This window comes from Atlanticothrix silvestris CENA357 (assembly GCF_016056295.1).
Taxonomy (GTDB): domain Bacteria; phylum Cyanobacteriota; class Cyanobacteriia; order Cyanobacteriales; family Nostocaceae; genus Atlanticothrix; species Atlanticothrix silvestris.
Genome location: NZ_JAECZB010000096.1, coordinates 105,699 through 130,544 on the forward strand (window position 1 = coordinate 105,699; position 24,846 = coordinate 130,544).

The following is a 24,846-nucleotide window of genomic DNA, read 5'->3' on the forward strand; positions in this document are numbered from 1 at the left end:
GGGTTAGATCTGTAGTGCGATCGCAATTAAAACCGCTATAATCTGACAGTCTCAACTTTTGAGTCCCGGAAAATATTAAATTTAGCAGAAGTTTTAATTATTGAAGAGGGTTGTACGCTACCTAAATGGGAATGCGTCATCAGAGGAAATAACCAATGGGATATGTAATTGCTACTGCAAATATGAAAGGCGGCGTAGGCAAAACTACCCTCACCGTCAACTTAGCTACTTGTTTGGCGAAAAATCATGGTAAACGGGTACTTGTACTTGACTTAGATAGCCAAATCAGCGCTACACTCAGTCTGATGTCGCCTGTAGACTTTGCCAAGCGTCGTAAACAAAGTAAGACTTTTAGATATTTAATAGACGAAGTTGTGAATCCAGGGTCACAATCCGATCTGACTATTCAAGATATCATTCAATCCGAAGTTTGTAATCTACCTGGGCTGAATTTATTACCAGGAGATATCGATTTGTATGATGAATTTGTTGTGTCAGAAATGTTGCATCAACAAGCAACAGCTTTGGGTGAACAAGACTTTGAAACAGTTTGGAATCGCTTTGAAAGAGTCTTAGTAAATAATATTTTAAAACCAGTACGTCAAGAGTATGATTTCATCCTCTTAGATTGTGCGCCCGGCTATAATTTATTGACTCGTAGTGCTTTAGCTGCCAGTGATTTCTACATCCTCCCAGCTAAACCCGAACCTCTATCTGTAGTGGGTATTCAATTGTTAGAAAGACGCATTTCTCAACTAAAAGATAGCCATGAACAGGAAGCTAAAATAAATATCCAAATGCTAGGAATTGTATTTAGTATGGCTACTGTCAACTTACTAACTGGCAGATACTATAAGCAAGTCATGCACCGCGTTGTTGAAGATTTTGGCGTAGAAAAAATTTGTAAGGCACAAATACCAGTTGATGTCAATGTTGCTAAGGCTGTTGATAGCTTTATGCCAGCAGTTTTGACTGCTCCTCAATCGGCAGGTTCCAAAGCATTTTCTCAGTTAACTCAGGAACTATTGCAAAAGCTATGAAATAAAAAGTGCCTAAGAGACTATTTATAAAATAAATCTTAAGTAGTGGACTGGCAAGCCTTAAATGTTGCAATAGAAAATAGCGAAAAAATTGTAGGTTGGGGAGCCACTGCGTTGGGCGGCTCTGCCGACTTGAAGTAAGTGGCGTTTGACGTAAGGAAACCCAACACCAATATCCATGTTGAGTTGACGAAATTTATGTTGGGTTGTGCTGCGCTTAAACGCCACTTTCTTCAATGGGGGGAACCCCCCGAAGTTGCTCCTCTTGGGGAGACCCCAAGACCGCACTTCTCTCCGCACAGAAGTGGCTCCCCAACCTACATCTAATGCACTATTTTAGTCTTGACACGCCACTACCAGATTAAAACAAATGTAGGTAATATTTTCGGACTTGTGTGTACACCTTAGCCAACACACTGCCTCGTTACAAACTTCTTAAGTATTTAAACCGTCCTATTTACCTTTATGAAAGACTGTAATAAAATTTAATATTTATCTAGGTTATGTAATTTACGTTAACTATTGCAGAGAAATTTGCTCAGAGTGAGTAGAATAACAAATACAGCGAAACAAACTACTTTATGAATTAGCTATCCTAGAGCTACAGACTCTTTTTTAAATCCTCAGTTATTTTCAGTATTGTACTTCTGAGGAACACCAATCAAGACCAAGCAAACCACATTATTAACTAAAGAGCTTCCACAAATCATAATGGCTGTGATTGAAAAGAAAAGAACTCGCGATCTGCCCCAAATTAACGAACGCATCCGCTTCCCAAAAATCCGAGTCATTGACACCGATGGCGCGCAGCTGGGAATCATGGTTCCACAAGAAGCACTACAACTAGCAGAAGAGAAAGATCTGGATTTAGTGCTACTCAGTGACAAGGCTGACCCGCCGGTTTGTCGGATTATGGACTATGGGAAATATAAGTTTGAGCAGGAAAAGAAAGCGCGGGAAGCCCGGAAGAAGCAGCACACGGCCGATGTTAAGGAAGTGAAGATGCGCTACAAGATTGAGGAACACGACTACAACGTGCGTGTTAAGCAAGCAGAGCGTTTCCTCAAAGATGGTGATAAGGTCAAAGCTACCGTGATGTTCCGGGGTCGAGAAATTCAACACAGCGACTTGGCAGAACATCTGCTCAAGCGCATGGCTACTGATTTGGAGCCATTTGGTGAAGTGCAGCAAGCACCCAAAAAAGAAGGGAGAAACATGATGATGCTGATATCCCCCAAAAAATAATTCTCCGAATTTCATAGCTAACAAGTAGAATCTCCGACTGACAATATCAAAACGACTCTGAGGTCGTTGCAATTTACTTAAAACTGATAGTCCTGAGCGCTGAGTGGGAAACATAATACTCAGTTGCTTGGGACTTTTGTCATTTTAGGGAATTGGGCATGGGGCATGGGGCATGGGGATAGGCAATAGGCAATAGGCAATAGGGCATTGGTGATTATTTTATTCTTTTCTCCTCTGCTCCGGTTGTTGAGCGTAGTCGAAACACTGCTCCTCTACTTCCCCACCTCCCCTACGGTGATTGCATCAAAAAGTAAAACTGGATGAAATTAAAAAATCACTTGTTGGCTGCAAATAAAGGCACTCTGGCACGGTTGCTACAGTGGGTAAATCTTCGACCAGAAGAAGGCGATCGCACTTTATTGATGCTCGCTTTTTATACTACTGTATCTGTAGGATTACGATGGGCTGAGGACAGTACAGTAGCCCTGTTTTTGGATGAATATGGAGCCGGCCCTCTGCCTTGGATGTATATTGCCAGTGCTGTAACAGGCGCAGTAATGGTGTTTGTCTATTCTTGGCTACAAAAAATTTTTCCATTGCGGTGGGTAATTGTGGCGATCGCACCCTGCATGGTTACACCACTAATGTTATTAGTGTTACTGCGTTGGGGACTACATGCTTCATACTTGTCTATAATCATTGTATTTCTGATGCGGCTATGGGTAGATGCACTTTATGTGGTCAATGACCTCAATACTTCCATTGTCGCTAATCAATTATTCAACATTCGAGAAATTAAACGCACCTACCCTCTAGTAAGTAGTGGTCTATTGATAGCAGATGTAATCAGTGGTTTTAGTTTGCCTTGGTTGTTGCAATTCGCCAAGCTAAATAAAGTCATTCTGATCGCCTGTACAGTGATTATCTTGGGAGCAGTAATTCTGTGCTATTTAAGTAATAAATATCAAGCAGCTTTTCCTGATGCACCACAACGATTAATTACCCAAGAACAAGCCTCACGACATCGACGTATCCAAGCTCCACTTGAGCGCTATATGTTGCAGTTGTTTGCCTTTGTCGGGCTTTTACAAGTGATTGGGTTGTTGGTAGATTTTCAATATCTGCGAGAATTGAAGTCTAATTTAGGCGATCGCGATCTTGCTAGTTTTTTGGGTCTATTTGGTGGGATTGTAGGACTGTGTGAATTGGCAACTCAGTGGTTTGTCTCCAGCCGACTCATCGAACGCATCGGAGTATTTTTCACTGCTGCCCTATTACCAATATCTGTAGGCTTTATTGTACCAGGGGCGATCGCATTACTAAATCTCTTACCAGGAATCCAAGCGCAAGGCATTTTCTGGGGATTAGTGAGTTTGAAATTCTGCGATGAATTGCTGCGCTACACCTTTGTAGTTAGTAGTGGCCCAGTATTGTACCAACCCATACCCGAACGCATTCGCAGCCGGATGCAAGCATTATCTGGTGGAACAGCAGAAGCTATAGCCACAGGTTTGGCAGGAACAATAATTTTAGTGACCTTGTTATTTTGCAACCACTTTGTTCCTGAATCATTAGAAAAATGGGTATTTGTTGGCGAAACAGTCATAGCAGCGGCCACTTGTTTAAAAGTAGTTTTAGTACTGCGATCGCGCTATGTTGATTTATTAGTGTTGAGTGCAGAACGAGGAGAATTGAGTGCCTCAACTGTCGGTTTGCGTGTTTTTAAACAAGGTGTAGTTAAAGCTTTAGGAGAAAAAGGCAGCGCCGCAGATAAACATTCTTGTATTGAACTTTTAGCCCAAATTGATCCCCAAGGAGCAACCCAAGTTTTAGCACCTCTGCTGATCAAATTACCGCCAGATTTGCAACGTCAAAGCTTGGAAGTGATGCTGATGGGAGGTGCAAATCCTGCTTACGTGCTGGAAGTTCGGGCTTTATTAGAACAACCTCAAAATAGCGTTGATCCTGAAGTTTTTGCCCTAGCTTTGCGTTACGTTTGGTTAGCTGAAACAAATCCCAATTTGAGCCAACTAGAAGACTACCTACAACAGCCACATCATTCCTTAATTCGTGCCACAGCTGCTGCTTTGATCTTGCGTCAGGGAACGCCAATGCAAAAAGTTGCAGCTACCAAAACTATGCGCCGGATGCTGACTCATAAACAAGAGCGAGAAAGAATAAATGGAGTTAAAGCTTTAAGAGAAGCTATATATTTACAGGCTTTGCGGATTCACATCCCCAATTTGCTGCAAGATGAATCTTTACGGGTGCGCTGTGCTGTTTTAGAAATGATTGCAGCAACTCATTTAGAAGAATATTATTCGGCGCTGTTAGGGGCACTTTATTATAAATCAACTCGCGCTACCGCGATGCGCGCTCTGATTAAGCTAGAAAATGAAGCCTTAGAAATGCTGTTACACCTAGCTACTAATAGTTATAAACCAGAAGTAGTACGAATGTATGCTTGGCGTACCATTGCTCAAATTTCTACTTTGGAAGCAATGGAGACTTTATGGCTGCACTTAGAGAAATCTTGGGGTGCTACTAGATATCATATTCTTCGCAGCTTACTCAAAATTCAAAAACAACCAGAAATTACTAATGCCATAGATCGGTTTCAACACAGTCGGGTAGAACTGTTAATTGAACAAGAATTAAAATTTTTAAGTGAGATTTACGCTACTTATATAGACTTTCAAACACCGCAAATTCTAGAAAATTATCAACTCAATGAAAGGGTAATGATTGTTTGTGAGTTACTGCAACGCTCCCTTCAAGAATTGGAATTGGATGTTAAAGAGCGATTACTGCTACTACTAAAGTTGCTTTATTCTCCAGAAAAAATGCAGGCAGCGGCATTCAATTTGCGATCGCGTTCAGCTGTAAATGTAGCGCGGGGATTAGAGATTTTAGAGCATACTGTGAATTTGCCGACAAAATCTCTACTGTTGAATATTTTAGACCAGCGATCGCCCCAAGAAAAACTGCATTATTTGGTAGAAGCAGGATTCGCTGAATATCAACAGCTGCTAGTGAGCGATCGCTTGCGTCAGATGCTGACACTGAGTAATTTGCTCTCTGATTGGTGTTTAGCTTGCTGCTTTCATTTAGCTCAAGTTAGCCGGATTCGATTAACAAGCCACGAAATTTTGATAGCTTTGCGTCATCCTACTGGCTTTGTCAGAGAAGCTGCGATCGCTTATCTAAGCGTAGTTTCACAGCGTGTGCTTTTAGAACTTCTACCCCAACTGCAACAAGATTCACATCCCCTCGTTGCCGCACAAGTTAAGGAATTGATGAAAAAATACTCAGTCAAAATTTACAATTAAATCGAACTGCTCACAAGTGCTATCACTTTTTGGTCATATTTGTTATTCACACTAAAAACAAATCAAATAATGCTAACAAATCTTTAGCACTTTGTGAGGTAGCATGACTTCTGGTCAACTCCAACACGCTATTGGTATATTTAATAGCCGCCAAATTGCGCTTCAAGCAATCGACGAGCTAAAAAGTATTGGCTTTCCAATCAATAAGATTTCTGTAATCACCAATAAATCCAAATATGATGACCAATTTGATGATGCTAATACAAGTGAAACGACTCCTACTGTAGGTGCGGCAGCTGGTGCATTAGTAGGTGCAAGAGTAGGAGGTTTACTTACCTTAATTGGGGGTTTGGGAGTTTTGTTAATTCCTGGCTTTGGCCCAGCGCTAGCAGCAGAATCTATTTTAGCCACCCTCTTAGGAAGTGGAGCTAGCGCCGCGGCTGGTGGTCTGATTGGCGCATTGCGAGGTTGGTTTCTTCCTGAAGAAGCCGTTCAACTTTATCACGACCGAGTATTTCAAGGAAATTACTTAGTTACAATAGAAGGCAAAGAAGACGAAATCCGTCGCGCCGAACCTATTCTTAGCCGTTGGGGTATTCAAGAATGGCGCGTTTTTGACGTTCCCAATAGTTGAAATATTGCAACTAATACCATTTTTATCGACTGCGCGTCAAACCACAATCAGTTCTTCGTAGAGACTGCGATTTATCGCGTCTGGTGCCTTAACCGAACAGTATTGAGCGCAGCCCTACATAGAATTGGTATAACTTGTAAAGTGAAGTGAAAACTTGAAAAGCATCAGGAATAACCATGTACGTACTAATTGGTGGAGCAGGCTTAGTGGGCTTAAGTTTGGCACAGAAATTGGTGGAACTGGGGCATACTGTTGCTGTAATTGACATTGACCCTATCGCTTGCCGCTACGCCCGTGAACAAGTAGGGGCAATGGCTTTTGAAGGCAGTGCTGTAAGTACAGAAGTATTGCTAGAAGCTGGAATTCGTAAAGCCGGCTCCTTGGCGGCTGTTCTCAGAAGTGATGCCTTAAACTTGGCAATGGTAACTCTTGCTAAACATTACGGTGTTCCCCATATTTTGAGTCGAATGCGCCACCGCGATTTTGCTGAACCGCTGCGGATAGGTGGAGCCAACCACATTATTAGTACTGTTGAATTATCAGTTTCCACAATGGTAAATGCCATTGAGTATCCGCAAGTAGAATCAATGATGCATTTTGAGCAGGGACAGATTGAGGTTCTGAAACTTTCCATCCCAAACAATTGCTATGTTGCTGGTCGTAGCGTTGCCGAAATTGCTCAAGATTCCCAATTTCCTACCGGTTCGCTAATTATTGGCTATCAACCCCATCCTCATGATGATTTGATGATTCCTAACGGCAGTACAATACTGGAACCTCATTCAACTGTACTGATTGTGACTAAACCAGGATGTTTACATCAAGTTATTGATTTTATTGAACAAAGATGTTAAGTACAGTCCCTACCTAAACTCTTTATTAGGTGAGGTTAGCTATAAATGTATCAAAAATTATTGTAAACAGTTTTGATGAAGCCGTATCCACATATTTATTTAGCGATCGCTGTTATTTTTCTTGCATCTTGTCAATCAACAAAAATTCCACCCAAGTCCCAACCCGATGCCATTCAAGCAACTCCATCTCAAAAAATAGTAACACTTGATCAGAATTTTAAGATAGCAAGCGGTCAAACTATCTATGTTCCTGTTTATTCTCATATTTATCACCATAATCGCCAAGAGATTTTCAATTTAGCCGTTACGCTCAGTATTCGTAATACAGACCTGACCGACCCTATAATTATTACTTCTGTGCGTTACTATGACTCAGATGGAAAATTGGTCAAGCAATATTTGGAGCGCCCTATTCAACTTGATGCCCTAGCTTCTACAGATTTTTTTATCAATAGAAATGACACCAGTGGAGGTTTAGGCGCAAACTTTATTGTAGAGTGGGTAGCGCAAACAGAAATATCTGAGCCTTTAGTAGAGGCAGTGATGATTGGTACTGACTTTCAACAGGGAATTTCTTTTATCAGTCCTGGTAAAGTAATTAAAAAAATTCGTAATCTGTAATTACGAATTACGAATTACGAATTATTTTAATCATCTTCTAGTTTCAACAATTGTTCATCAAGAGTTTGTATCCGCCCGCGTACAATTTCTTCTGAGAGAATTCGCTTCCGCATTGCCTCATTGAGCGCTCCTTTTTCTGCCAAAAGTAAACGTCGGCGAATAGCTTCAAGTTTACTGCTCTTGCCACTTCTACCTTCCACCTCATCAGGACGACGATTATAAATTTCACGCAGTGTCTTTTCTGCGCTGGCAATTCGTACCTGATAAGCTGAACGCATTTCTTCATAAACAGCCTTTGGTAATACGCCTGATTTCAATAGGCTATCTAATTCATCTTGTGCAGCCTTACCAGTCATCAGCTGGGCTTGCAATTGTTCAACCTGTTGTTGAGCTTCTGAAAAATTAGATAATTTTAAGCGTTTTACCACCCAAGGCAAACTTAAACCCTGTCCCACTAACGACACCAACACACTGCCAAAAATTAAAGCGATGAGGATATCTCGCCCTGGTAATGTAGTGGGTAAGCTCAACGCCAGGGCCATCGAAAGTGAACCTTTGATGTTGCCTAAAAAGAGTAAATGTTGCCAGCGCAGCGGAATTGAGCGGTCAATCCAACGAATCCCTGCTAGCAACGGATAGACCGTAAGAACTCGCCCGATTTGATAAGCCAAAACTGCAAATAGAATTGCAGGTAAAGTTCTCCAGAGCGTTATTAGGTCTATTTCTACACCAATCAGCAGAAAAATAAAGGTATTAACAGTAAAGCTGGCATATTCCCAGAAACTCAACAAGGTGATGCGGCTAGAAGCAGAAGTATTGCGATAAAGTCCAAAATTACCGAAAATTAATCCCGCTACAACTACAGCCACAGCACCCGATACACCGAGAGATTGGCCAACCTGAAAAGTTCCTAATGCAACTGCGACTGTTAGTAAGAGACTGCTCAGAGGATCATCTAAACGGGCGAATACAGGTATGCTCAAGTAGCCTAAGATTAACCCCACCACGCAGCCTCCTAGAGAGATAAACAGCAGTTGTTGGATTCCCTCTGTAAATGTGAGTGAGCCTGTTGAATATACTTGTAAAATCAAGTTGAATGAAACTAGCGCAGCGGCATCATTGAATAGAGTTTCTCCTTCAACGATGGTTGAAAGGCGCGAGGGCACTGGTATTTCCTTAAATACGGCAATCATGGAAACAGTATCAGTGTTTGCCAAAATTACTCCGACAAATAAAGCAGGTATCCAACTCAGCCCCAGGCCAAATTTCAACAGGACGGCAATAATAGCACCAGAAAGCACAGCCCCCGGCCCAGCTAGTAGGGCAATTGGTTTAAAGGTGCTGCGTAGACGGCTGACATCTGTATTAATACCAGCTTCAAAGATGAGAATTGGCAAGAAAAGATTTAAAACAAGGGAAGGATTTAAACCAATCGGACGAGATAATAGCTCAGTGATGGGCAGACCTGCTAATACTAAACCCGTAACATAAGGGATTTTCAACCGCCGAGACAGCAGAGCTACACCTGTAGCAAGCAGCAAGAGAATAATTGAAACTTTGACTAATTCTGTAACATCCACTATTACGATCTGAAAGTTAGTTTGGCTTGATTGATAGATTTTCTCCTCATTCATGCCAAATTAGCAACTTCAGCGTGTGAGTTCAAAGCGTAGAATTGTCTCTAGCTGAATCAAATCTGCCAATTTAAAGTCTTACATTGAACTGGTGTGATCTGAAAATAGTTAGATGAAGACGATCGCAAAATTTTACTAGGAATTTGTCTATGGTGCTTGAAGCGGTAATTAATTCAGCTACTAATGAGGAAATCATCACCACCAATCTCAAGCAGTTTCTTTTGGTACTGTCGGTATCCTTAGGTGTAGCAACCCTACCACAGGTCTTTAGTTGGTTTCGCCAGATACCTTATACGTTACTACTGGTAATTGTCGGCTTAGGGTTAGCGGTTGTTGATGTCCGTCTTGTTACCCTTTCCCCAGAATTAATTTTGTTCATTTTTTTACCACCACTGTTGTTTGAAGCTGCATGGAATTTGAAATGGTCAGGCTTAAAACAGGACTTTCTGCCAATTTGTTTATATGCTGTTTTGGGGGTGGTAATTGCGATCGCAGGGGTAGCAATCGGTCTTAATCAATTGGCTGGACTATCCTTAACTACGGCTTTGTTAATCGGAGCAAGCCTGTCTGCTACTGATCCAGTTTCTGTTACTGCTGTGTTTCGTGAATTAGGTGTAGGAAGCCGTCTGATCACCTTGATGGAAGGTGAAAGCTTATTTAATGATGGCATGGCTGTAGTCGCCTTTAGTTTTTTGGTGGCGCTATCTTTGGGAACTGTAGAATTAGAATTTCAGCCAATTTTAGTGCAATTGTTTACAGTTACTGGCATCGGTGTAGGGGTGGGAGGGTTGATTGGCTTTGGCATTTCTTACCTCACTCAGCGCTTCGATTTGCCCTTGGTAGAACAATCTTTAACCTTGGTTTCTGCTTATAGTACCTACTTGATTATTGAAGACTTAGGTGGTTCTGGGGTAATTGGGGTTGTAACTACAGGCTTGATTTTGGGCAACTTTGGCTCTCGTATTGGCATGAACCCCCGCACCCGAATTATTGTCTCGGAGTTTTGGGACTTTTTAGCATTCTTTGTCAACTCAATTGTATTTTTGCTAATTGGCGACCAAATTCGCTTTGCGAGTTTAGGTGAGAATTTACAAATCATTGCTGTAACAATAGGAGCAATGATTGTGATGCGGGCAGTTGCTATTTTGATTCTCAGCAACTTGAGTGCTAGCATTACCAAATCTGAAATTTCTTTACCCGATCAAACTATACTTTGGTGGGGTGGATTGCGCGGTTCTGTCTCTATTGCCCTAGCATTGAGTGTGCCAATAGGCTTACCAGAGCGAGAAAAAATTATTGCTACGGTGTTTGGAGTAGTTTTATTTACTCTGCTTGTCCAAGGGTTAACGATTAAGCCTTTGTTGCAAAAGCTAGAATTGATGGGTGATGCACCTCTACGCGAACAGTACCTAGAATTGGCTGCTCGTAATGTCGCTTTAAAACGCGTTCTGCAATATCTGCAAATAGATCAACGTCCGGGTATAGACCCAGAATTTTACCGTTATCAAGAAACCCTAATTAAGGGCGAAATAGAAGATCTACAAATAAAAATTGACAAATTGCAGAATGAGTACCCCAATCTTCAGAGTTTTTCTACTGAACAGTTTCGAGGAGAACTGCTGGCAATTGAGGCAGATACCTATGCAGAATTTGTCCGAGCTGGTCGGTTAAATAAAGAATTGGCTCCCATGCTTCAGGATGTTTTGCAAAATCGCGATGAGTTGATTTAGTGGTTTATAGATCCCCGACTTCATGAAGAAGTCAGGGATCTTAATCTTGCAACCCTGCAAAATTAAGCGATATTTAGCACTTTCCGTAACAGTACTTGGTCTTCTAATTTGGCTTTTAAACGACCATTTTCTACGTCTCGAATCCAACTTTGGCTTTTACCTGTGAGCTTTGCTAATTCTCGTTGAGAGATTTGCAAATTTTTTCGCGCTTGCAAAATCTGTTCACCCAGCAAATCACCTGTGATTTTAGGCTTTCTTCTGGTTCTAGTAGTTCGCCGTTGCTTTTTTTCTGATTCCGAAATTTGCTGTTCCCATTCTGGTGGCAATTCAAAGGATAAAATCCGCGCATTCATCAGTAGATTCCACTTACCACGAGGGCCTGTATCTGTGAGGCGGGTTTCACCACCTCCATCATTAATCCAAAATTCCAATGCTTCGTCTGGATCTTCTGGAATACCCATTAGCTTCGCCCACAAAGGTTGAATTTCTGGAGGATAAGTCACGGGGTCAAAAATTGGTTTGATGCCGTGATGATTGAGAACTTCCAAATCATTTTCAAATGTTCGCAGCAAGCGTTTGCGTTCTTCTCGTTGTCGAGATGCGAGGGTAACTTTTTCTTCGCCGTAAGCAATACGTAGCAAAGTCGGAATTGTGATGCGTTGTTCTTTGCCCATTTTGGTTTTAAACAGCAACCACAGCATTAGTCTGACTGCGCCTTCATGTTGCTGCCAAATGCTCATCACAGTAGTTAAGAGTATTTTGGGTAGGCTACCGTATTGATAAAATGCGGTTCTTGCTTTACATGCTTGTTTGTTTAAGAAATACTGTGCCCAGATTCCTGCTTTGACTTTAAAAGTTAATCCAATGAGATATTTGCATCCGCGATCATCTTCTTGAAAGTGATGCTCAATCTCTAGCAAGTGCCACAAACGGCTTTTTGTCACTGAAAATCCGTTAACTCGACCTTGTTGAGGCCAGTCAATAGAAACGATCAGTGAGCAAGCTTGCTGCACGATGTTTTTCATTAAAGCTAGCTTGGCATTTTTGCTGAGGTCTTTGCGTTTCTCTAGCCCCAAATATTTTTCAATTTGCCGTTCATCGATCGCAAACTCCATCTCCCAAGGTTTATCTAGGGTTGTAGCATACGCTGCAAACATCAGATGAATGCAAGTAGCTCTAATATCCAGTTCTTCAATTGCTGATAATGCGGTGACGCGATCGCAAACTTTAAATGGATCTTGGATATGAAAGGCGATCGCTCCCCGGCCTTGCTTGACTTGTCGGCCATAGCACAAGTAACCTTCTGCATCAGTTTCCCAATTCAAAGATGTCCGTTGCGCCAAAACATTACAAGCTTCCCAAATCACGATCGCCGAAGCAAATGGATTATTCTTACCGTTATAAAATAAATCTGGACTGGTAGCATCTCTCGGTTCAACTTTGCATCTCCCTTTTTTCGCCTGCCAAGGTATGGGAGATTTTGTAGGACAAGCTATTACACATTGAGGCTCAGGGTAATAGCCTTCACAATTGTTACAAAGAAGAGGATCGATCCAGTATTCATCGTTCTCTAGTTGGATTGCACCCGTAGGACATTGAGGACGGCAGTTGTCACATCCAACGCAACTGTTGTTAGGAATTGTATAAGGCATATAACTCTCTTCCCACTCTAATCGTTGAGATGTCTGGCTTAGGTCTCCCCTGGATGTGTCCTCTTTATTCATCACTCGTCACTAAATTATTTACCCAGCAAGAATAATATTTTCTTGCTGCAAAAACTCCCCACATTCATGTTCAGATTTCGCATCCAATCGGAAGTTTTTTCAGGCTTTTAAACTGAGCCTAATATTACTTCTTTATTAACTATACTTTTCATAAATATTGTAAAAAGTTTGTTCACAATGAGCCTGGGAGGATTTCTTAATGATTGAATTAATACTTAGCCTGCGAAGCTTTTTACCTAACCTTAAAATTTTAACCAAAGGATTTTTGTCTAATATTTATGCCTACTGTGATTTGCTTTCAATCTATTTATTAATAATTTTAATATTTGAGACTAACTCATATTCTGCTATAAGCGTTACAGTTCTTTTATAAGTTGACAAAGTTTGACAAGTCAAGTTTAAACAAATAGATTTTCATCGCTTTGATAAATGTTAGACAGATATTCGTATAGAAACATAAATATATATAATTACGTCATAATGTTTACTTTCAAAATATGTCATATTAATCAATAAAATATTTTTTGTATATCTAACTACTGTTCTAAGTATCTTTTTAATTTTAGAAAAAATTGCCAAAAAATCCCATCATTTATGTATTTGCTGCCACTAGTAATTTGTATTCAAAATAACACTATTCAAGCGATATCAAAAGTAAGGGCACGGCAGTGCCGTGCCCCTACAGGTGTACCTCATGTAATTGGGAATTACTAACTATATTAATTACTGGCTAAATAATTATTGGTAAAAACTTTCATTTAAAGCCAAAACACCTAAAATAACCAAATTTGTGGCTAAAGTCATCAAAATTTGATGATAAGAAAAATAAGTGTTTAACACTAAAATAAGAGCTTAATATTAAGTTAGGATGACAATTAAATAACTAACAATATCGCAGGCATAATTGCCGAGGAGCTAGTCATGGCAACACTAACAGGAGTTACCTTTGGTGGTAAAACTTGGACACCAAAATTTGCTCAAGAAATTGACAAAGACAAATGTATCGGCTGTGGTAGATGTGTTAAAGTTTGTGGTTACAATGTGTTGGGTTTAAAAGCTCTCAACGAAGAGGGCGAATTTGTTGAAGATGAAGACGATGAAGAAATCGAACGCAAAGTAATGGCAGTTGCTTATCCAGAAAACTGTATTGGTTGTGAAGCTTGTTCACGGATTTGTCCTAAAAATTGCTACACCCATGTTGCATTGAACAATTAAAACAGTGAACAGTAAACAGTAAAAAGTTATCAAGGCGTATGTCCGGGGTTTATAAACCTTACTGATAACTGATAACTGATAACTGTTAAAGGGCTTTTGTCATAAATTAAGGTTGTTGTTTTCACAAGAGGACATTGTTAGAAGCAGGGACATATATACCAAGCAAGGTAACTAGAGGGGAATACTAGTAACGCTGCGCGTAATTCGTAATTACAATTACCTATTTTTAATGGTTTCAGACATTTCAAATAGGTGGTTTTGTTTACGCCGTGTTGTACTAAATACTTACTGTAACTGAAACAAAGTTCACAGTAAACAAATTCGTAAATCGCAAATTGTCTGTTATTAACAAATTTATACTTGCTGCTAATCTAGTCTGAACAATATTAGAACTAACAGTGTCCTTTTGGAGCGATGAGATTTTTTCAAAGCAGAAGTATCCTTTGGCGTAAGAGTTCAAATATATTGTTAATTTTTGGGGGAAAGATGTGAAAACATCTGGAATATTCCCCCAATTTTTGTAAGTGTGAGATAGAAAGTTAATAAGTGAAATAAAGGAACTGGAGACTGGGAACTGGCGATTGGAAATCAGCATTGGGAAATTTAACTAATACTTGATACCCAATCACCAATCATCAATACCTAATACCTAATACCAGAAAATCACACCTTTAACGATGTTTTACAAAGCAGGTAGCATGTATGCAACAAATTCCTGTTTCACTATGGACTCTGGTTGCTGGGATAGTAGTCACAGCAGTCAGTATTTGGCTTGGTCAAAACCACACTCTCATGCCGGTGCAAGCATCGCAACAAGCGCCTTTGGTAGATGGATTTTTTAACATCATGTTTACCATAGCGATCGCTCTGTTTTTAGTGGTAGAAGGAACTATTGTGCTTTTTTTGATTCAGTTTCGTCGCCGTCGGGGTGACGATACCGATGGCGTGCCAGTAGAAGGCAATGTTCCACTAGAAATCTTTTGGACAGCAATTCCAACAGCGATTGTGCTTTGCTTAGGCATTTACAGTGTAGATGTTTTTAACCAAATGGGAGGCTTTGAACCTGCGGGTCATCCCCATTCTTCATCTCATGTAGCCCATATCCGTGGGAGTGCGATCGCTGCTACTCTCAATGACACTGCCGAATCTACAACTGCGCCAACAATTGGCATTGGCGCATCTCCCCAAAACCTAGACAAACCAGCCGATTTGGTTGTTGATGTCAAAGGAATACAGTACGCGTGGATATTTAACTATCCCGATAGTGGTATTACTGCTGGAGAATTACATATCCCTATAGGCGCTGATGTGCAACTCAATCTTTCAGCGCAGGATGTAATTCACTCATTTTGGGTACCTAACTTCCGCCTGAAGCAAGATGCGCTTCCTGGTATTGCGACCGAACTGCGATTTGTCGCTACTAAACCAGGTACATATCCGGTTGTTTGTGCTGAACTTTGCGGCGGTTATCACGGTTCGATGCGGACAACGGTAGTTGTTCACACACCAGAAGAATTTGATAGTTGGTTGGCAGAAAGCCAGATTGCTCAAAAGCAAGATCTCAATCAAGCCATTGCTGTTAATCCAGCTGAATTATCCACATCAGAGTTTCTCGCTCCCCACGTCCACAATATGGGGATTAGTGCAGCAACTTTAGAGTCAGTAGTCAGTGGTCAGTAGTCAGTGGTCAGTGGTCAGTGGTCAGTGGCAAAAAAACTAACAACTGACAACTAAGCTGTCGTGTCTTTAATTTTCTAGAGTGTTCTTGTTGCAACAAGGGTTCCAAACCATAAAAAGTGCAGGTTATACGCGCAACAACTAACAACTGACAACTGACAACTAACAACTAACAAAGGACAAAAATATGACACAAGTAGAATTTCCACGGAATACGCCACCCGAAGGAAACAAACCTCAAAATCCGGCGATCGCCCATAGCTCCCATCCCAAGGCGTGGAAATGGTACGACTACTTTACATTTAATATTGACCACAAAGTCATTGGTATCCAATATCTGGTGACGGCATTTGTGTTCTATCTCATCGGCGGACTAATGGCTGTTGCTATCCGCGCCGAGTTAGCCACACCAGAATCTGACTTGCTAGACCCCAATTTGTATAACGCTTTTATGACCAATCACGGGACGATCATGATCTTCCTGTGGATTGTCCCTAGCGCCATTGGGGGATTTGGTAACTTCCTAGTACCGTTGATGGTCGGCGCTAGAGATATGGCTTTCCCAAAACTGAATGCGATCGCTTTTTGGTTAAACCCACCAGCCGGCGCATTAGTATTGGGTAGTTTCTTCTTCGGTGGTTCCCAATCTGGTTGGACAGCTTACCCACCTTTGAGTTTGGTGACAGCGCCCATTGCTCAGACAATGTGGATATTGGCGATCGTTTTGGTGGGAACTTCCTCAATTTTGGGTTCGCTGAACTTCGTAATCACCATCTTGATGATGAAGGTTCCCAGCATGAAATGGGATCAAGTGCCCTTGTTCTGTTGGGCAATCTTGGCAACTTCAGTTTTAGCGCTACTCTCGACACCTGTTTTAGCAGCAGGTTTAGTTCTGCTGTTATTTGACCTTAACTTTGGGACTTCCTTCTTTAAACCAGATGCAGGCGGTAACGTTGTTATTTACCAACACTTATTCTGGTTCTATTCCCACCCGGCAGTATATTTAATGATTCTGCCCATCTTCGGCATTATGTCAGAGGTGATTCCCGTTCACGCCCGCAAGCCAATTTTTGGTTATAAAGCGATCGCCTATTCTAGTGTCGCTATCTGCGTCGTCGGTCTGTTCGTCTGGGTACACCACATGTTTACCAGCGGTACACCCGGTTGGATGCGGATGTTCTTCACCATCTCGACTCTAATTGTCGCCGTGCCTACTGGCGTGAAGATTTTTGCCTGGGTTGCTACCCTTTGGGGTGGTAAAATCCGCTTCACCAGCGCTATGCTTTTCGCCATTGGCTTGTTGTCCATGTTTGTGATGGGCGGCTTAAGCGGTGTAACGATGGGAACAGCCCCCTTTGATGTTCACGTCCACGATACATATTATGTAGTAGGACATTTCCACTACGTTCTGTTTGGCGGTTCCGTGTTTGGCATCTACGCCGGTATTTATCACTGGTTCCCCAAAATGACAGGACGAATGCTGAATGAAACCTGGGGACGTATTCACTTTGCCCTCACCTTCATCGGCACTAACTTGACCTTTTTACCCATGCACGAGTTGGGTTTGAAAGGAATGCCTCGACGCGTTGCTATGTATGACCCCCAATTTGTTGATCTCAATCAACTTTGTACCATTGGTGCATTTGTTTTGGGGATATCGGTAATTCCTTTTGCGATCAACATCATCTACAGTTGGAGCAAAGGTAAGCTAGCGGGTGATAATCCTTGGCAAGCTTTGACTTTGGAATGGACAACCAGTTCGCCACCCATCATCGAAAACTGGGAAGTGTTACCCGTTGTCACTCATGGCCCTTATGACTACGGTCATGGTCATAGTACCGAAGTACAGCCATCTGCAACGCCAGAAGCTAGTGCTTAATTAGTAAAGTGAGTACTGCTATTTCTGTCAAGTTGACTGCAATTTATAGTCATTTGATTTGAGAACTCGAAACTCCGAGAACAGAACTTGAAACTCCAAGCTTGGAACTCAAAACTCCGAGAACAGAACTCGAAACTCCAAGCTTGGAACTCAAAACTCCGAGAACAGAACTTGAAACTCCAAGCTTGAAACTCAAAACTCCGAGTTCAGAACTCAAAACTCCGAGTTCAGAACTCGAAACTCCAAGCTTGAAACTCAAAACTCCGAGATCAGAACTCAAAACTCCAAGTCTGTGGGGCAACTCTAGAAGACTTGTGTGTACACCGTAGCCTTTTGAAGGGGGACTAGGGAGAATCTAGATTTCAGGCTTCAATGCGTAAGTCCTAAGTAATAGTTTTACCTTCTGCCTCCTGCCTCCTCATCCACAACAAACACAGCGCCTATATTGTTGATAAATTTATGACTATAGCTACAACAACGAGTGCAGAACATCACGAAGAACATCATCCAGATTTAAGAATTTGGGGATTGTTAACTTTCCTCGCTTCTGAATCTTTAATGTTTGGCGGATTTTTTGCCACTTTCTTATTCTTTCGCGGAATTACAGAGGTTTGGCCTCCAGAAGCAACCGAGGTAGAACTATTCTTGCCGACAATTAACACCATCATTCTGGTGTCTAGTAGTTTCGTCATGCACTTCGGTGTTGTGGCGATTAAAAAGAATAACCTCAAGGGAATGCAGATATGGTACGGAATTACCGCAATCATGGGTGCAGCTTTCTTGCTTGGTCAGGCTTATGAGTACGCAACTTTAGGATACGGTCTGACTACCAACGTCTTCGCCAACTGCTTTTATATCATGACTGGGTTCCACGGTTTACACGTTTTTGTGGGGCTGTTATGGATGTTGAGTGTATTGTGGCGATCGCGTCATCCTGGTAGCTATTCTGCAAGCAATCATACTGTCGTTGAAATGGCAGAAATTTATTGGCACTTTGTAGACATTATCTGGATTGTTTTATTCACTCTAGTGTATGTTCTGACATTGTTTTAAGTTGGCATGGATAAGAAGGGCAAAGGGGAAAGGGTTTATTTCTTCATCCTTTACCCTTTAACCTTTTCCCCTCTTGTTGCCCCCCCCTGCCTCCCATAGGAGATGATTATGCAAGAAGTTGATGCCAATCGATTCTCATGGTTTCAGGTTCCAGAAGATATCAAAAAGTTACTGATATTAGCAGCACAAACCTGGGAAAACACATCAGAATCTGAAAAATATATTCAAGAAGCTCTTGCAAAAACGGGAGAAAATACCGATGTTTTGGTAGCAGCATATAGGTTTTTCTACTATAAAAATAATTATGTTTTAGCATTGCAAACAGCAAGCAAAGTTATAGATAAAATTAAAGAAGCAGAGCAATTTCCTGATGATTGGGATCACCTTAAACCAATACTAGTGAATCGGCAAGAAGAACCCCAAATCAGGCTGTATTTAAATGCTTATGCTGCTTCGGGATTGGTATTAGCAAAGTTAGGAGCAATCGACCAAGCGAAGCAAGTAAGTACCAGAGTCAAAGAAATTAGCGACAAGCATGATTTCGGAGCCGGAATCCTCCTAGATATTTTGACTCGTCCAGCCGAAGATGATGATTAATTAGTCCACAATCAACACCTCAACAGCCATGAATAATTTTTCTTTCTATCAACCTCTTTCCACATCTAACCTTCCCAGTAATCCTCTTCCTAACACTTTTCCCTCATCTCCCATAGTTATTCCTAACAATAATCTGGGAAATCTCTATCCTGCGCCAGTGTTCCTCTTGCCCGAATCTTCAGGGCTAAGAGCTTAAGAGCTATGAAAGGTAGGGATTGGCTGATAACTGGAGATGGTCAGCATCAAGTCTGTAAATCTGTCAGAGCATGGGATTTATTGAGAGAGAATTATCGCCTTTATCGGTTTTTAACTGAGATAGAAGATGTTCTCAACGATGTGGCAAATGAATCTATTCGTTTGCCAGAAATCCGTATGTTAGTAAGACGCTTAATTGTAAATTCCTACTGGGTGAAAAGTCAATATTTAGAACCTTCTCCGACAACGGGAACCTCTGTTTTACTGCTGTATGATGAGTTGGGTTTTCCGCTAACGGTGCAAACAGTAACATTTGCCCCAGGAACTCGATCAAACATTCATAATCATGGGACATGGGGAGTAGTAGCGGTGTTAAAAGGTCAAGAAAAAAACACTTTTTGGCAGCGTATCCCCAGCCCAGAATCTCCAGACAAAATTGAAACTACGGGAGAAATTATTCTATCTCCGGGTGATATTATCAGCTTCACTCCCGATGCAATTCACAGTGTGCAAGCAGTAAGTGATGAACCAACTGTGACTTTTAATGTTTATGGAGAAACTGAGCCGAAAGCAAGATTTGAGTTTGACACGATTAAGCATAGTGCTAAAAATTTTTAGTCCTATAGCAGTACTTCGTGAACAACAAGATCCCCGATTTCTTTAAGAAGTCGGGGATCTAAGCCTCTAGAATTAGGAGTTAGTTAAATGGCAAGAGTAATTTTCTACGAAAAACCAGGTTGTAAAGGTGGTACAAAGCAAAAAGTTTTGCTGACCGCTGCTGGCCATGAAGTAGTACCATACAGCCTGCTCACAGAACCTTGGACAGCCGATCGCTTGCGCTCATTTTTTGGCGATCGCCCCGTAGCCGAATGGTTTAATCGTTCTGCCCCAAAGGTAAAATCTGGTGAGGTTGTTCCCGAAAACACCGATGAACAAACCGCCTTAATGTTGATGCTCAAAGATCCGATGTTAATTCGCCGTCCTTTGCTGCAAGTAGGCGATCGCCGTGAGGTCGGTTTCGATGTTGAAAAGATTGATGCTTGGATTGGCTTAAATCCTGTAGACGAATCCTTCAAGGAAATGAGTGAAAACCTCATGAGCCAAGATTTACAAAATTGTTCCCACGGCCATGGCCATCATCATGAACATGGACATGGACATGGACAGGGAGGTTGCAAGCACTAGGGCGACCTTGTAAGCTGTCACGCATCTAAGTTGCACATCTTTTCGTATGGACTGTTAACTGTTGACCCTTCGACTGCGCTCAGGGTCAAGGCTGAGCGAAGCCGAAGCCTTGACTGTTAAAGGTCAGCAATCAACAAACTTAGGAAGTAATTGTGTAATTTAAAGGCGTAATAGCTTATTAATCAAAGTTGCTATTGTGTGCGTTATGGATTAATACCAATTCACAAAAATCTTGATACATATAGATTTCTCGTAGGGAACATTGCCGTGCCCCTACCAACGTATTTGTATCATTTTTAAAGTTAGATGGTATAACGCCCATAGCGCACAAAACATTAAGAATGGTGCGTTAGCAAAAATTAATATCATGGGCGTTTATATCTTTTCTAAATAAGTCGGTGGGAAAAAACACAATTATCTTTAAGAAAGACAGGACTTACGCAAAAATCACCAAAAACCTTAATTTATCGTAGACGCAAAGCGGCTTGCCGCAGGCTACCGCCAAGACGCCAAGAACGCCAAGAATTCGTAGAGTGTGCGTAAGTCCTAAAAGATAAACAAGGCTAAAACCCTCTTTCCTCCTGCCTCCTGCCTCCTGCCTCATCCCAACTACAAATATTTATGCCGTTCTACTTATACAAATAGTTAGAAATACTCTTTCTGCCATTAGTCAGACGTAATGATAGATCTAAGCTTTTAAGGTGAGTCCAGAGGTTATTACACCTCTAGGTAAACTCAAAAAATTAAAGAGGGTGCGAAATGGCTATCGAACAACTCACCTTAAACAAACTTAACCGTGACATGCAGCAGTGCATTCAAAACTGCTTGGATTGTCATAGCATTTGCTTAAATTCAGTGGCATACTGCCTACAAAAAGGTGGTCGTCACGCAGAACCTGCTCACATTCGACTAATGCTTGATTGCGCTGAAATTTGTAATACCTGCGCTAATTTTATGCTTCGAGGTTCTGATTTACACGCTCGTACCTGCGGCGTTTGTGCTGAAATATGTCAACGATGTGCAGATAACTGCGATCGCATGGGTGATGATGCTCAAATGAAAGCCTGCGCTGATATGTGTCGTCGTTGTGCCGATTCCTGTCGACAAATGGCAATGGCAACTGCCTAAGCAAATAGAGCCAGGACGTAAGCTAGACAGGGGAGTAACGATAGTAGTTTCTCCCTTGTCCCGTCTCTAGTCTCTTTAGCGGATACCAGCAGTTTCTAAAGACAAGTCTTGAAACATGGGGGTGCTAAGGTAACGTTCGCCAAAGGAGGGTTGAATCATCACAATTAAACGTCCCGCATTTTCTGGACGCTTACCTACTTGAATGGCAGCACACAAAGCAGCACCAGAAGATATTCCAGATAATAATCCTTCTTCTTTGGCTAAGCGCCGCCCATAAGCCATTGCTTGCTCATCGCTAACTCGAATCACTTCGTCGATTAATTCTAGGCGCAGAACATCTGGGACAAATCCAGCGCCAATGCCTTGAATTTTATGGGGGCCAGCTTCACCACCAGAGAGAACTGGACTGTTGCTGGGTTCAACTGCGATCGCTTGAACACTCTGCTTACGTTCTTTAAGTACTTCCGCAATCCCAGTAATTGTCCCACCAGTACCTACCCCAGCAATGACGATATCCACTTCGCCCTCTGTATCTGCCCAAATTTCTTCTGCGGTTGTTTCTCGGTGAATTTTGGGATTAGCCGGGTTGCGGAACTGTTGCAGCATTAAGGCATTGGGAGTTTTAGCTACAATTTCTTCTGCTTTACGAATTGCCCCTCGCATTCCCTCAGTTCCAGGTGTCAGTTCTAAAGTAGCACCATAGGCTCTCAGCATCGCCCTGCGTTCTTGGCTCATGGTTTCCGGCATAGTCAAAATCAAACTATAACCACGCGCCGCTGCTACCATCGCTAAGGCAATACCCGTATTACCAGAAGTTGGCTCGACTAAAATTGTTTTACCTGGCTCAATCAAACCTTCTGCTTCTGCCGAAAGCACCATACTGATACCGATACGGTCTTTCACTGAAGCAGCTGGATTCATACCTTCGAGTTTGACAACTATCCTGGCTCCTACTCCCTCAGCTTGGGGAATCTTGTTTAGCTGAACTAAAGGAGTTCTTCCAATAAGTTCTGTTACGTCTTTAGCAATTCTCATTAATTAACTCCTAAAATCCAAATCTATAAAAGATTATTTACCTATAACAATCAACTTGTATATATTTTATTTGCAATCTAGTCTCAGCGAGTGTGTATACGATGTAACTCAATAAACCAAAAAGTCGTTAGACACAAGCAAGAATTTGATCAAATTTTCTCACTAATTAGCATTCCAGACTGTCTTGTATTTACCCATAATAGAATTTAAAAATTCTGAATTGCCAAAATTTACTTTTTAGTGGAATTCGGTTGTTAAAACTGTTAATTACTTACTAAGCATCTGAAAAATTAACTGGCTACAAACGCAAAAGCTTTAATATTTGATTATTTAGTATAAAATACGTCACTTTTGGGAAATATCTTAATGGTTTTTGCTAAATTATTATTGTATACTCATCGCCATATAATATATTAACTTGAGTACAAGTTTTGATGCCAATTATCTAGAGCTAAAACAGCCTTTTATCCGCAACCTATATAGCTTTGACATTGAGTGCAAAAATACTAGAACCCCTCCTCATAAATTCTAGTACCCTACCTCAAAAATACTAGCACCTATATCCCTAATAGTTTTTGTAATACCTGTCAGTTAAGGCTTGTAGGCTTTGAGTACAAATTTAATAAATCTAATAATTCTGATCCATCAAGCTAAACTTTGATTCAAAGGAGCAACTGTTATAAATTGTGTAGGATTTACGCAGAGATTCCCCTCTACCCCCCGAAATTCCTGGGCTTTTGTCCAGTGAACCAGGGGGGACTTCTTAACCCTCCTTTTTTCATCCTGTTAGCAGCAGAAAAAAGCTTTTAGGGTTTGAGTACGTTAATTCTGAGTTGATAATTATAGCGTTTGTGGAAAATTTGGTAATTTGTCAGGGGTCAGTAGTCAGTAGTCAGTAGTCAGTAGTCAGTAGTCAGTGGTTAGTAGTAATCAACAAGAAACTAACAACCATAGATATTTCCTTTCTGGGTGCATACTACCTAGTAAAGGAGAGCAAATATGAAAGTAAAATTTCTAAATGTTCTCACAGTTTGTCTGGTTACTTTAGCAGTGCTTTCTCCAGGACTAGTAGTATTGAGTGTGGTTTGGGGACGGCATATAGAGCTAGTTAAAACACAGAACTTAGCCTGTGAATTTAAAAAAAATAGTGCAGATGATACTACTTTTTCTCCCCAAATAGCTAGTACAAACTCATCTCAATCTCAGTCTAGTATCCAACTTTTTGAACGCAATACTGTAAACCAAGTGCTGACTGCTGTTGAACAATATAAGCTTGCTGCTATCCTGCAATGGTTTGTCTTGTTAACTCCTATTTTTGTTGGGTTAGGAATCATTGTTTACGATAGGTATCTTGTTTATCGTGCTGCCCTTTTACAAGAACAAATTGAAATGTTAGAAAGGGTTTGGCAGCAAGGTATCGAACAATAATCAACTCAAACTTCACTCATTCAAAATAAGCAAAATCACCATGACAGAAGAACGCCAAGTCCAGTATTTCGAGTTGATTGACCAATTACTTAAATGTCCCAACGGTCAAGAACCAGAAGTTTTAGAATCCCAACCAGAATTAATTGATGCTGACTTTGTGCAGACAGTCTTACAAGTAGCAACTGCATTTGCACATCAAGGTAATCAAGATGGTGCCCAGTTTTTATTCTTTGTAGGACGTGAACTAGCTAAACAGTTGGGATTATATCCTGAAGTTCCAAATCCTGAAGATGTAAATCCTGAAGTTGCCAATAAGGAGTAAAGATGCTGCTGAGCGAAACCGACGCTGGACAAATAGCATTAGAGTTTCTCATGGCAGACTGGAACATCTCAGAAGATCATAGAGAGTGGTTCACAGTCTTTAACTCTCGTCTGGTTGGCGAGAGTTGGTACATTGTAGAACTAGGTGTAGAAGGGTTTCCAGATAAGTGGTTTATTCAAGTCTACGATACGGGAATGTGTGACCCAAACTATACATTTATTTCACCTATTCGTGGTTCAGAGGGATTTTTAGACTTTGTAGAAGTGCCAGAGATGGTAGCTGAAGTCTTGGTTGCAGAACGCAAATCCCGATAATAATAAT

21 protein-coding genes are annotated in these 24,846 nt (G+C 41.2%); 18 read left to right on the top strand and 3 right to left on the bottom strand.

The window, feature by feature from the left end; genetic code table 11:
- Window positions 1-155: 155 nt before the first annotated feature.
- From I8751_RS25075 to I8751_RS25100, 6 genes are all read left to right on the top strand, one after another.
- Complete coding sequence (locus I8751_RS25075; protein ID WP_214441798.1) at window positions 156-1,040, top strand: ParA family protein; 885 nt, start codon at window positions 156-158, stop codon at window positions 1,038-1,040.
- A 711-nt stretch (window positions 1,041-1,751) separates the two neighbouring features.
- Window positions 1,752-2,285 carry a translation initiation factor IF-3 gene (gene infC, locus I8751_RS25080; protein WP_214441799.1) on the top strand — a complete coding sequence of 178 codons (534 nt, stop codon included), beginning with the start codon at window positions 1,752-1,754 and terminating at the stop codon, window positions 2,283-2,285.
- Between the two features lie 320 nt (window positions 2,286-2,605).
- Entirely contained in the window at window positions 2,606-5,614 is a 3,009-nt protein-coding gene (locus I8751_RS25085; RefSeq protein ID WP_214441800.1) for an MFS transporter, read from the top strand.
- A gap of 103 nt (window positions 5,615-5,717) precedes the next feature.
- Window positions 5,718-6,248 carry a general stress protein gene (locus I8751_RS25090; RefSeq protein ID WP_214441801.1) on the top strand — a complete coding sequence of 177 codons (531 nt, stop codon included), beginning with the start codon at window positions 5,718-5,720 and terminating at the stop codon, window positions 6,246-6,248.
- 176 nt (window positions 6,249-6,424) lie between these two features.
- Complete coding sequence (locus tag I8751_RS25095) at window positions 6,425-7,102, top strand: potassium channel family protein (protein WP_214441802.1); 678 nt, start codon at window positions 6,425-6,427, stop codon at window positions 7,100-7,102.
- 75 nt (window positions 7,103-7,177) lie between these two features.
- On the top strand, window positions 7,178-7,723 hold the full coding sequence (locus I8751_RS25100; RefSeq protein WP_214441803.1) for a DUF3124 domain-containing protein: 546 nt from the start codon (window positions 7,178-7,180) through the stop codon (window positions 7,721-7,723).
- A 26-nt stretch (window positions 7,724-7,749) separates the two neighbouring features.
- On the opposite strand, the gene I8751_RS25105 is transcribed toward I8751_RS25100, so the two are convergent.
- Complete coding sequence (locus I8751_RS25105; RefSeq protein WP_214441875.1) at window positions 7,750-9,303, bottom strand: cation:proton antiporter; 1,554 nt, start codon at window positions 9,301-9,303, stop codon at window positions 7,750-7,752.
- A 203-nt stretch (window positions 9,304-9,506) separates the two neighbouring features.
- Here I8751_RS25105 and I8751_RS25110 point away from each other — a divergent pair, with 203 nt between their 5' ends.
- Window positions 9,507-11,087 (top strand): cation:proton antiporter, encoded by a 1,581-nt coding sequence (locus tag I8751_RS25110; protein WP_214441804.1) that lies wholly within the window; start codon window positions 9,507-9,509, stop codon window positions 11,085-11,087.
- Window positions 11,088-11,149: 62 nt separating this feature from the next.
- Here I8751_RS25110 and I8751_RS25115 read toward each other — a convergent pair whose 3' ends face one another.
- A complete protein-coding gene (locus I8751_RS25115; RefSeq protein ID WP_214441805.1) occupies window positions 11,150-12,739 on the bottom strand; it encodes a helix-turn-helix domain-containing protein in 1,590 nt (529 codons plus the stop codon).
- Window positions 12,740-13,732: 993 nt separating this feature from the next.
- On the opposite strand from I8751_RS25115, the gene fdxB reads away from it, so the two are divergent.
- The 8 genes from fdxB (at window position 13,733) to I8751_RS25155 (ending at window position 21,740) form a co-directional block, all read left to right on the top strand.
- Complete coding sequence (fdxB, locus tag I8751_RS25120) at window positions 13,733-14,026, top strand: ferredoxin III, nif-specific (RefSeq protein WP_214441806.1); 294 nt, start codon at window positions 13,733-13,735, stop codon at window positions 14,024-14,026.
- A 702-nt stretch (window positions 14,027-14,728) separates the two neighbouring features.
- Window positions 14,729-15,706 carry a cytochrome c oxidase subunit II gene (locus I8751_RS25125; protein ID WP_214441807.1) on the top strand — a complete coding sequence of 326 codons (978 nt, stop codon included), beginning with the start codon at window positions 14,729-14,731 and terminating at the stop codon, window positions 15,704-15,706.
- A 184-nt stretch (window positions 15,707-15,890) separates the two neighbouring features.
- Window positions 15,891-17,582 carry a cytochrome c oxidase subunit I gene (ctaD, locus tag I8751_RS25130; protein WP_214441808.1) on the top strand — a complete coding sequence of 564 codons (1,692 nt, stop codon included), beginning with the start codon at window positions 15,891-15,893 and terminating at the stop codon, window positions 17,580-17,582.
- Between the two features lie 459 nt (window positions 17,583-18,041).
- The gene (locus tag I8751_RS25135; protein ID WP_214441809.1) at window positions 18,042-18,635 is read left to right on the top strand and encodes a cytochrome c oxidase subunit 3; all 594 of its coding nucleotides are present in this window, start codon (window positions 18,042-18,044) and stop codon (window positions 18,633-18,635) included.
- Between the two features lie 108 nt (window positions 18,636-18,743).
- Window positions 18,744-19,232, top strand: a complete 489-nt coding sequence (locus tag I8751_RS25140) for a hypothetical protein (protein WP_214441810.1) — start codon at window positions 18,744-18,746, stop codon at window positions 19,230-19,232.
- Window positions 19,233-19,433: 201 nt separating this feature from the next.
- Window positions 19,434-20,045 (top strand): cysteine dioxygenase family protein, encoded by a 612-nt coding sequence (locus tag I8751_RS25145; RefSeq protein ID WP_214441811.1) that lies wholly within the window; start codon window positions 19,434-19,436, stop codon window positions 20,043-20,045.
- An 87-nt stretch (window positions 20,046-20,132) separates the two neighbouring features.
- Window positions 20,133-20,612 (top strand): ArsC/Spx/MgsR family protein, encoded by a 480-nt coding sequence (locus I8751_RS25150; RefSeq protein ID WP_214441812.1) that lies wholly within the window; start codon window positions 20,133-20,135, stop codon window positions 20,610-20,612.
- 759 nt (window positions 20,613-21,371) lie between these two features.
- A complete protein-coding gene (locus I8751_RS25155; protein WP_214441813.1) occupies window positions 21,372-21,740 on the top strand; it encodes a four-helix bundle copper-binding protein in 369 nt (122 codons plus the stop codon).
- 75 nt (window positions 21,741-21,815) lie between these two features.
- Here I8751_RS25155 and cysK read toward each other — a convergent pair whose 3' ends face one another.
- The gene (gene cysK, locus I8751_RS25160; RefSeq protein ID WP_214441814.1) at window positions 21,816-22,775 is read right to left on the bottom strand and encodes a cysteine synthase A; all 960 of its coding nucleotides are present in this window, start codon (window positions 22,773-22,775) and stop codon (window positions 21,816-21,818) included.
- Window positions 22,776-23,774: 999 nt separating this feature from the next.
- Between cysK and I8751_RS25165 the strand changes: the two genes are divergently transcribed.
- The 3 genes from I8751_RS25165 to I8751_RS25175 are packed head-to-tail and all read left to right on the top strand — an operon-like array spanning window position 23,775 to window position 24,839.
- Window positions 23,775-24,203 carry a hypothetical protein gene (locus I8751_RS25165; protein ID WP_214441815.1) on the top strand — a complete coding sequence of 143 codons (429 nt, stop codon included), beginning with the start codon at window positions 23,775-23,777 and terminating at the stop codon, window positions 24,201-24,203.
- 40 nt (window positions 24,204-24,243) lie between these two features.
- The gene (locus I8751_RS25170) at window positions 24,244-24,525 is read left to right on the top strand and encodes a hypothetical protein (RefSeq protein ID WP_214441816.1); all 282 of its coding nucleotides are present in this window, start codon (window positions 24,244-24,246) and stop codon (window positions 24,523-24,525) included.
- 2 nt (window positions 24,526-24,527) lie between these two features.
- Window positions 24,528-24,839 (top strand): hypothetical protein, encoded by a 312-nt coding sequence (locus I8751_RS25175; RefSeq protein WP_214441817.1) that lies wholly within the window; start codon window positions 24,528-24,530, stop codon window positions 24,837-24,839.
- The last annotated feature ends 7 nt before the right edge of the window (window positions 24,840-24,846 follow it).

Bases quoted from the DNA above. Each gene is read 5' to 3' on its own strand.
- I8751_RS25075 (WP_214441798.1), top strand. From the start codon at position 156: ATGGGATATGTAATTGCTACTGCAAATATGAAAGGCGGCGTAGGCAAA.
- infC (WP_214441799.1), top strand. From the start codon at position 1,752: ATGGCTGTGATTGAAAAGAAAAGAACTCGCGATCTGCCCCAAATTAAC.
- I8751_RS25085 (WP_214441800.1), top strand. From the start codon at position 2,606: ATGAAATTAAAAAATCACTTGTTGGCTGCAAATAAAGGCACTCTGGCA.
- I8751_RS25090 (WP_214441801.1), top strand. From the start codon at position 5,718: ATGACTTCTGGTCAACTCCAACACGCTATTGGTATATTTAATAGCCGC.
- I8751_RS25095 (WP_214441802.1), top strand. From the start codon at position 6,425: ATGTACGTACTAATTGGTGGAGCAGGCTTAGTGGGCTTAAGTTTGGCA.
- I8751_RS25100 (WP_214441803.1), top strand. From the start codon at position 7,178: ATGAAGCCGTATCCACATATTTATTTAGCGATCGCTGTTATTTTTCTT.
- I8751_RS25110 (WP_214441804.1), top strand. From the start codon at position 9,507: ATGGTGCTTGAAGCGGTAATTAATTCAGCTACTAATGAGGAAATCATC.
- I8751_RS25115 (WP_214441805.1), bottom strand. From the start codon at position 12,739: ATGCCTTATACAATTCCTAACAACAGTTGCGTTGGATGTGACAACTGC.
- fdxB (WP_214441806.1), top strand. From the start codon at position 13,733: ATGGCAACACTAACAGGAGTTACCTTTGGTGGTAAAACTTGGACACCA.
- I8751_RS25125 (WP_214441807.1), top strand. From the start codon at position 14,729: ATGCAACAAATTCCTGTTTCACTATGGACTCTGGTTGCTGGGATAGTA.
- ctaD (WP_214441808.1), top strand. From the start codon at position 15,891: ATGACACAAGTAGAATTTCCACGGAATACGCCACCCGAAGGAAACAAA.
- I8751_RS25135 (WP_214441809.1), top strand. From the start codon at position 18,042: ATGACTATAGCTACAACAACGAGTGCAGAACATCACGAAGAACATCAT.
- I8751_RS25140 (WP_214441810.1), top strand. From the start codon at position 18,744: ATGCAAGAAGTTGATGCCAATCGATTCTCATGGTTTCAGGTTCCAGAA.
- I8751_RS25145 (WP_214441811.1), top strand. From the start codon at position 19,434: ATGAAAGGTAGGGATTGGCTGATAACTGGAGATGGTCAGCATCAAGTC.
- I8751_RS25150 (WP_214441812.1), top strand. From the start codon at position 20,133: ATGGCAAGAGTAATTTTCTACGAAAAACCAGGTTGTAAAGGTGGTACA.
- I8751_RS25155 (WP_214441813.1), top strand. From the start codon at position 21,372: ATGGCTATCGAACAACTCACCTTAAACAAACTTAACCGTGACATGCAG.
- cysK (WP_214441814.1), bottom strand. From the start codon at position 22,775: ATGAGAATTGCTAAAGACGTAACAGAACTTATTGGAAGAACTCCTTTA.
- I8751_RS25165 (WP_214441815.1), top strand. From the start codon at position 23,775: ATGAAAGTAAAATTTCTAAATGTTCTCACAGTTTGTCTGGTTACTTTA.
- I8751_RS25170 (WP_214441816.1), top strand. From the start codon at position 24,244: ATGACAGAAGAACGCCAAGTCCAGTATTTCGAGTTGATTGACCAATTA.
- I8751_RS25175 (WP_214441817.1), top strand. From the start codon at position 24,528: ATGCTGCTGAGCGAAACCGACGCTGGACAAATAGCATTAGAGTTTCTC.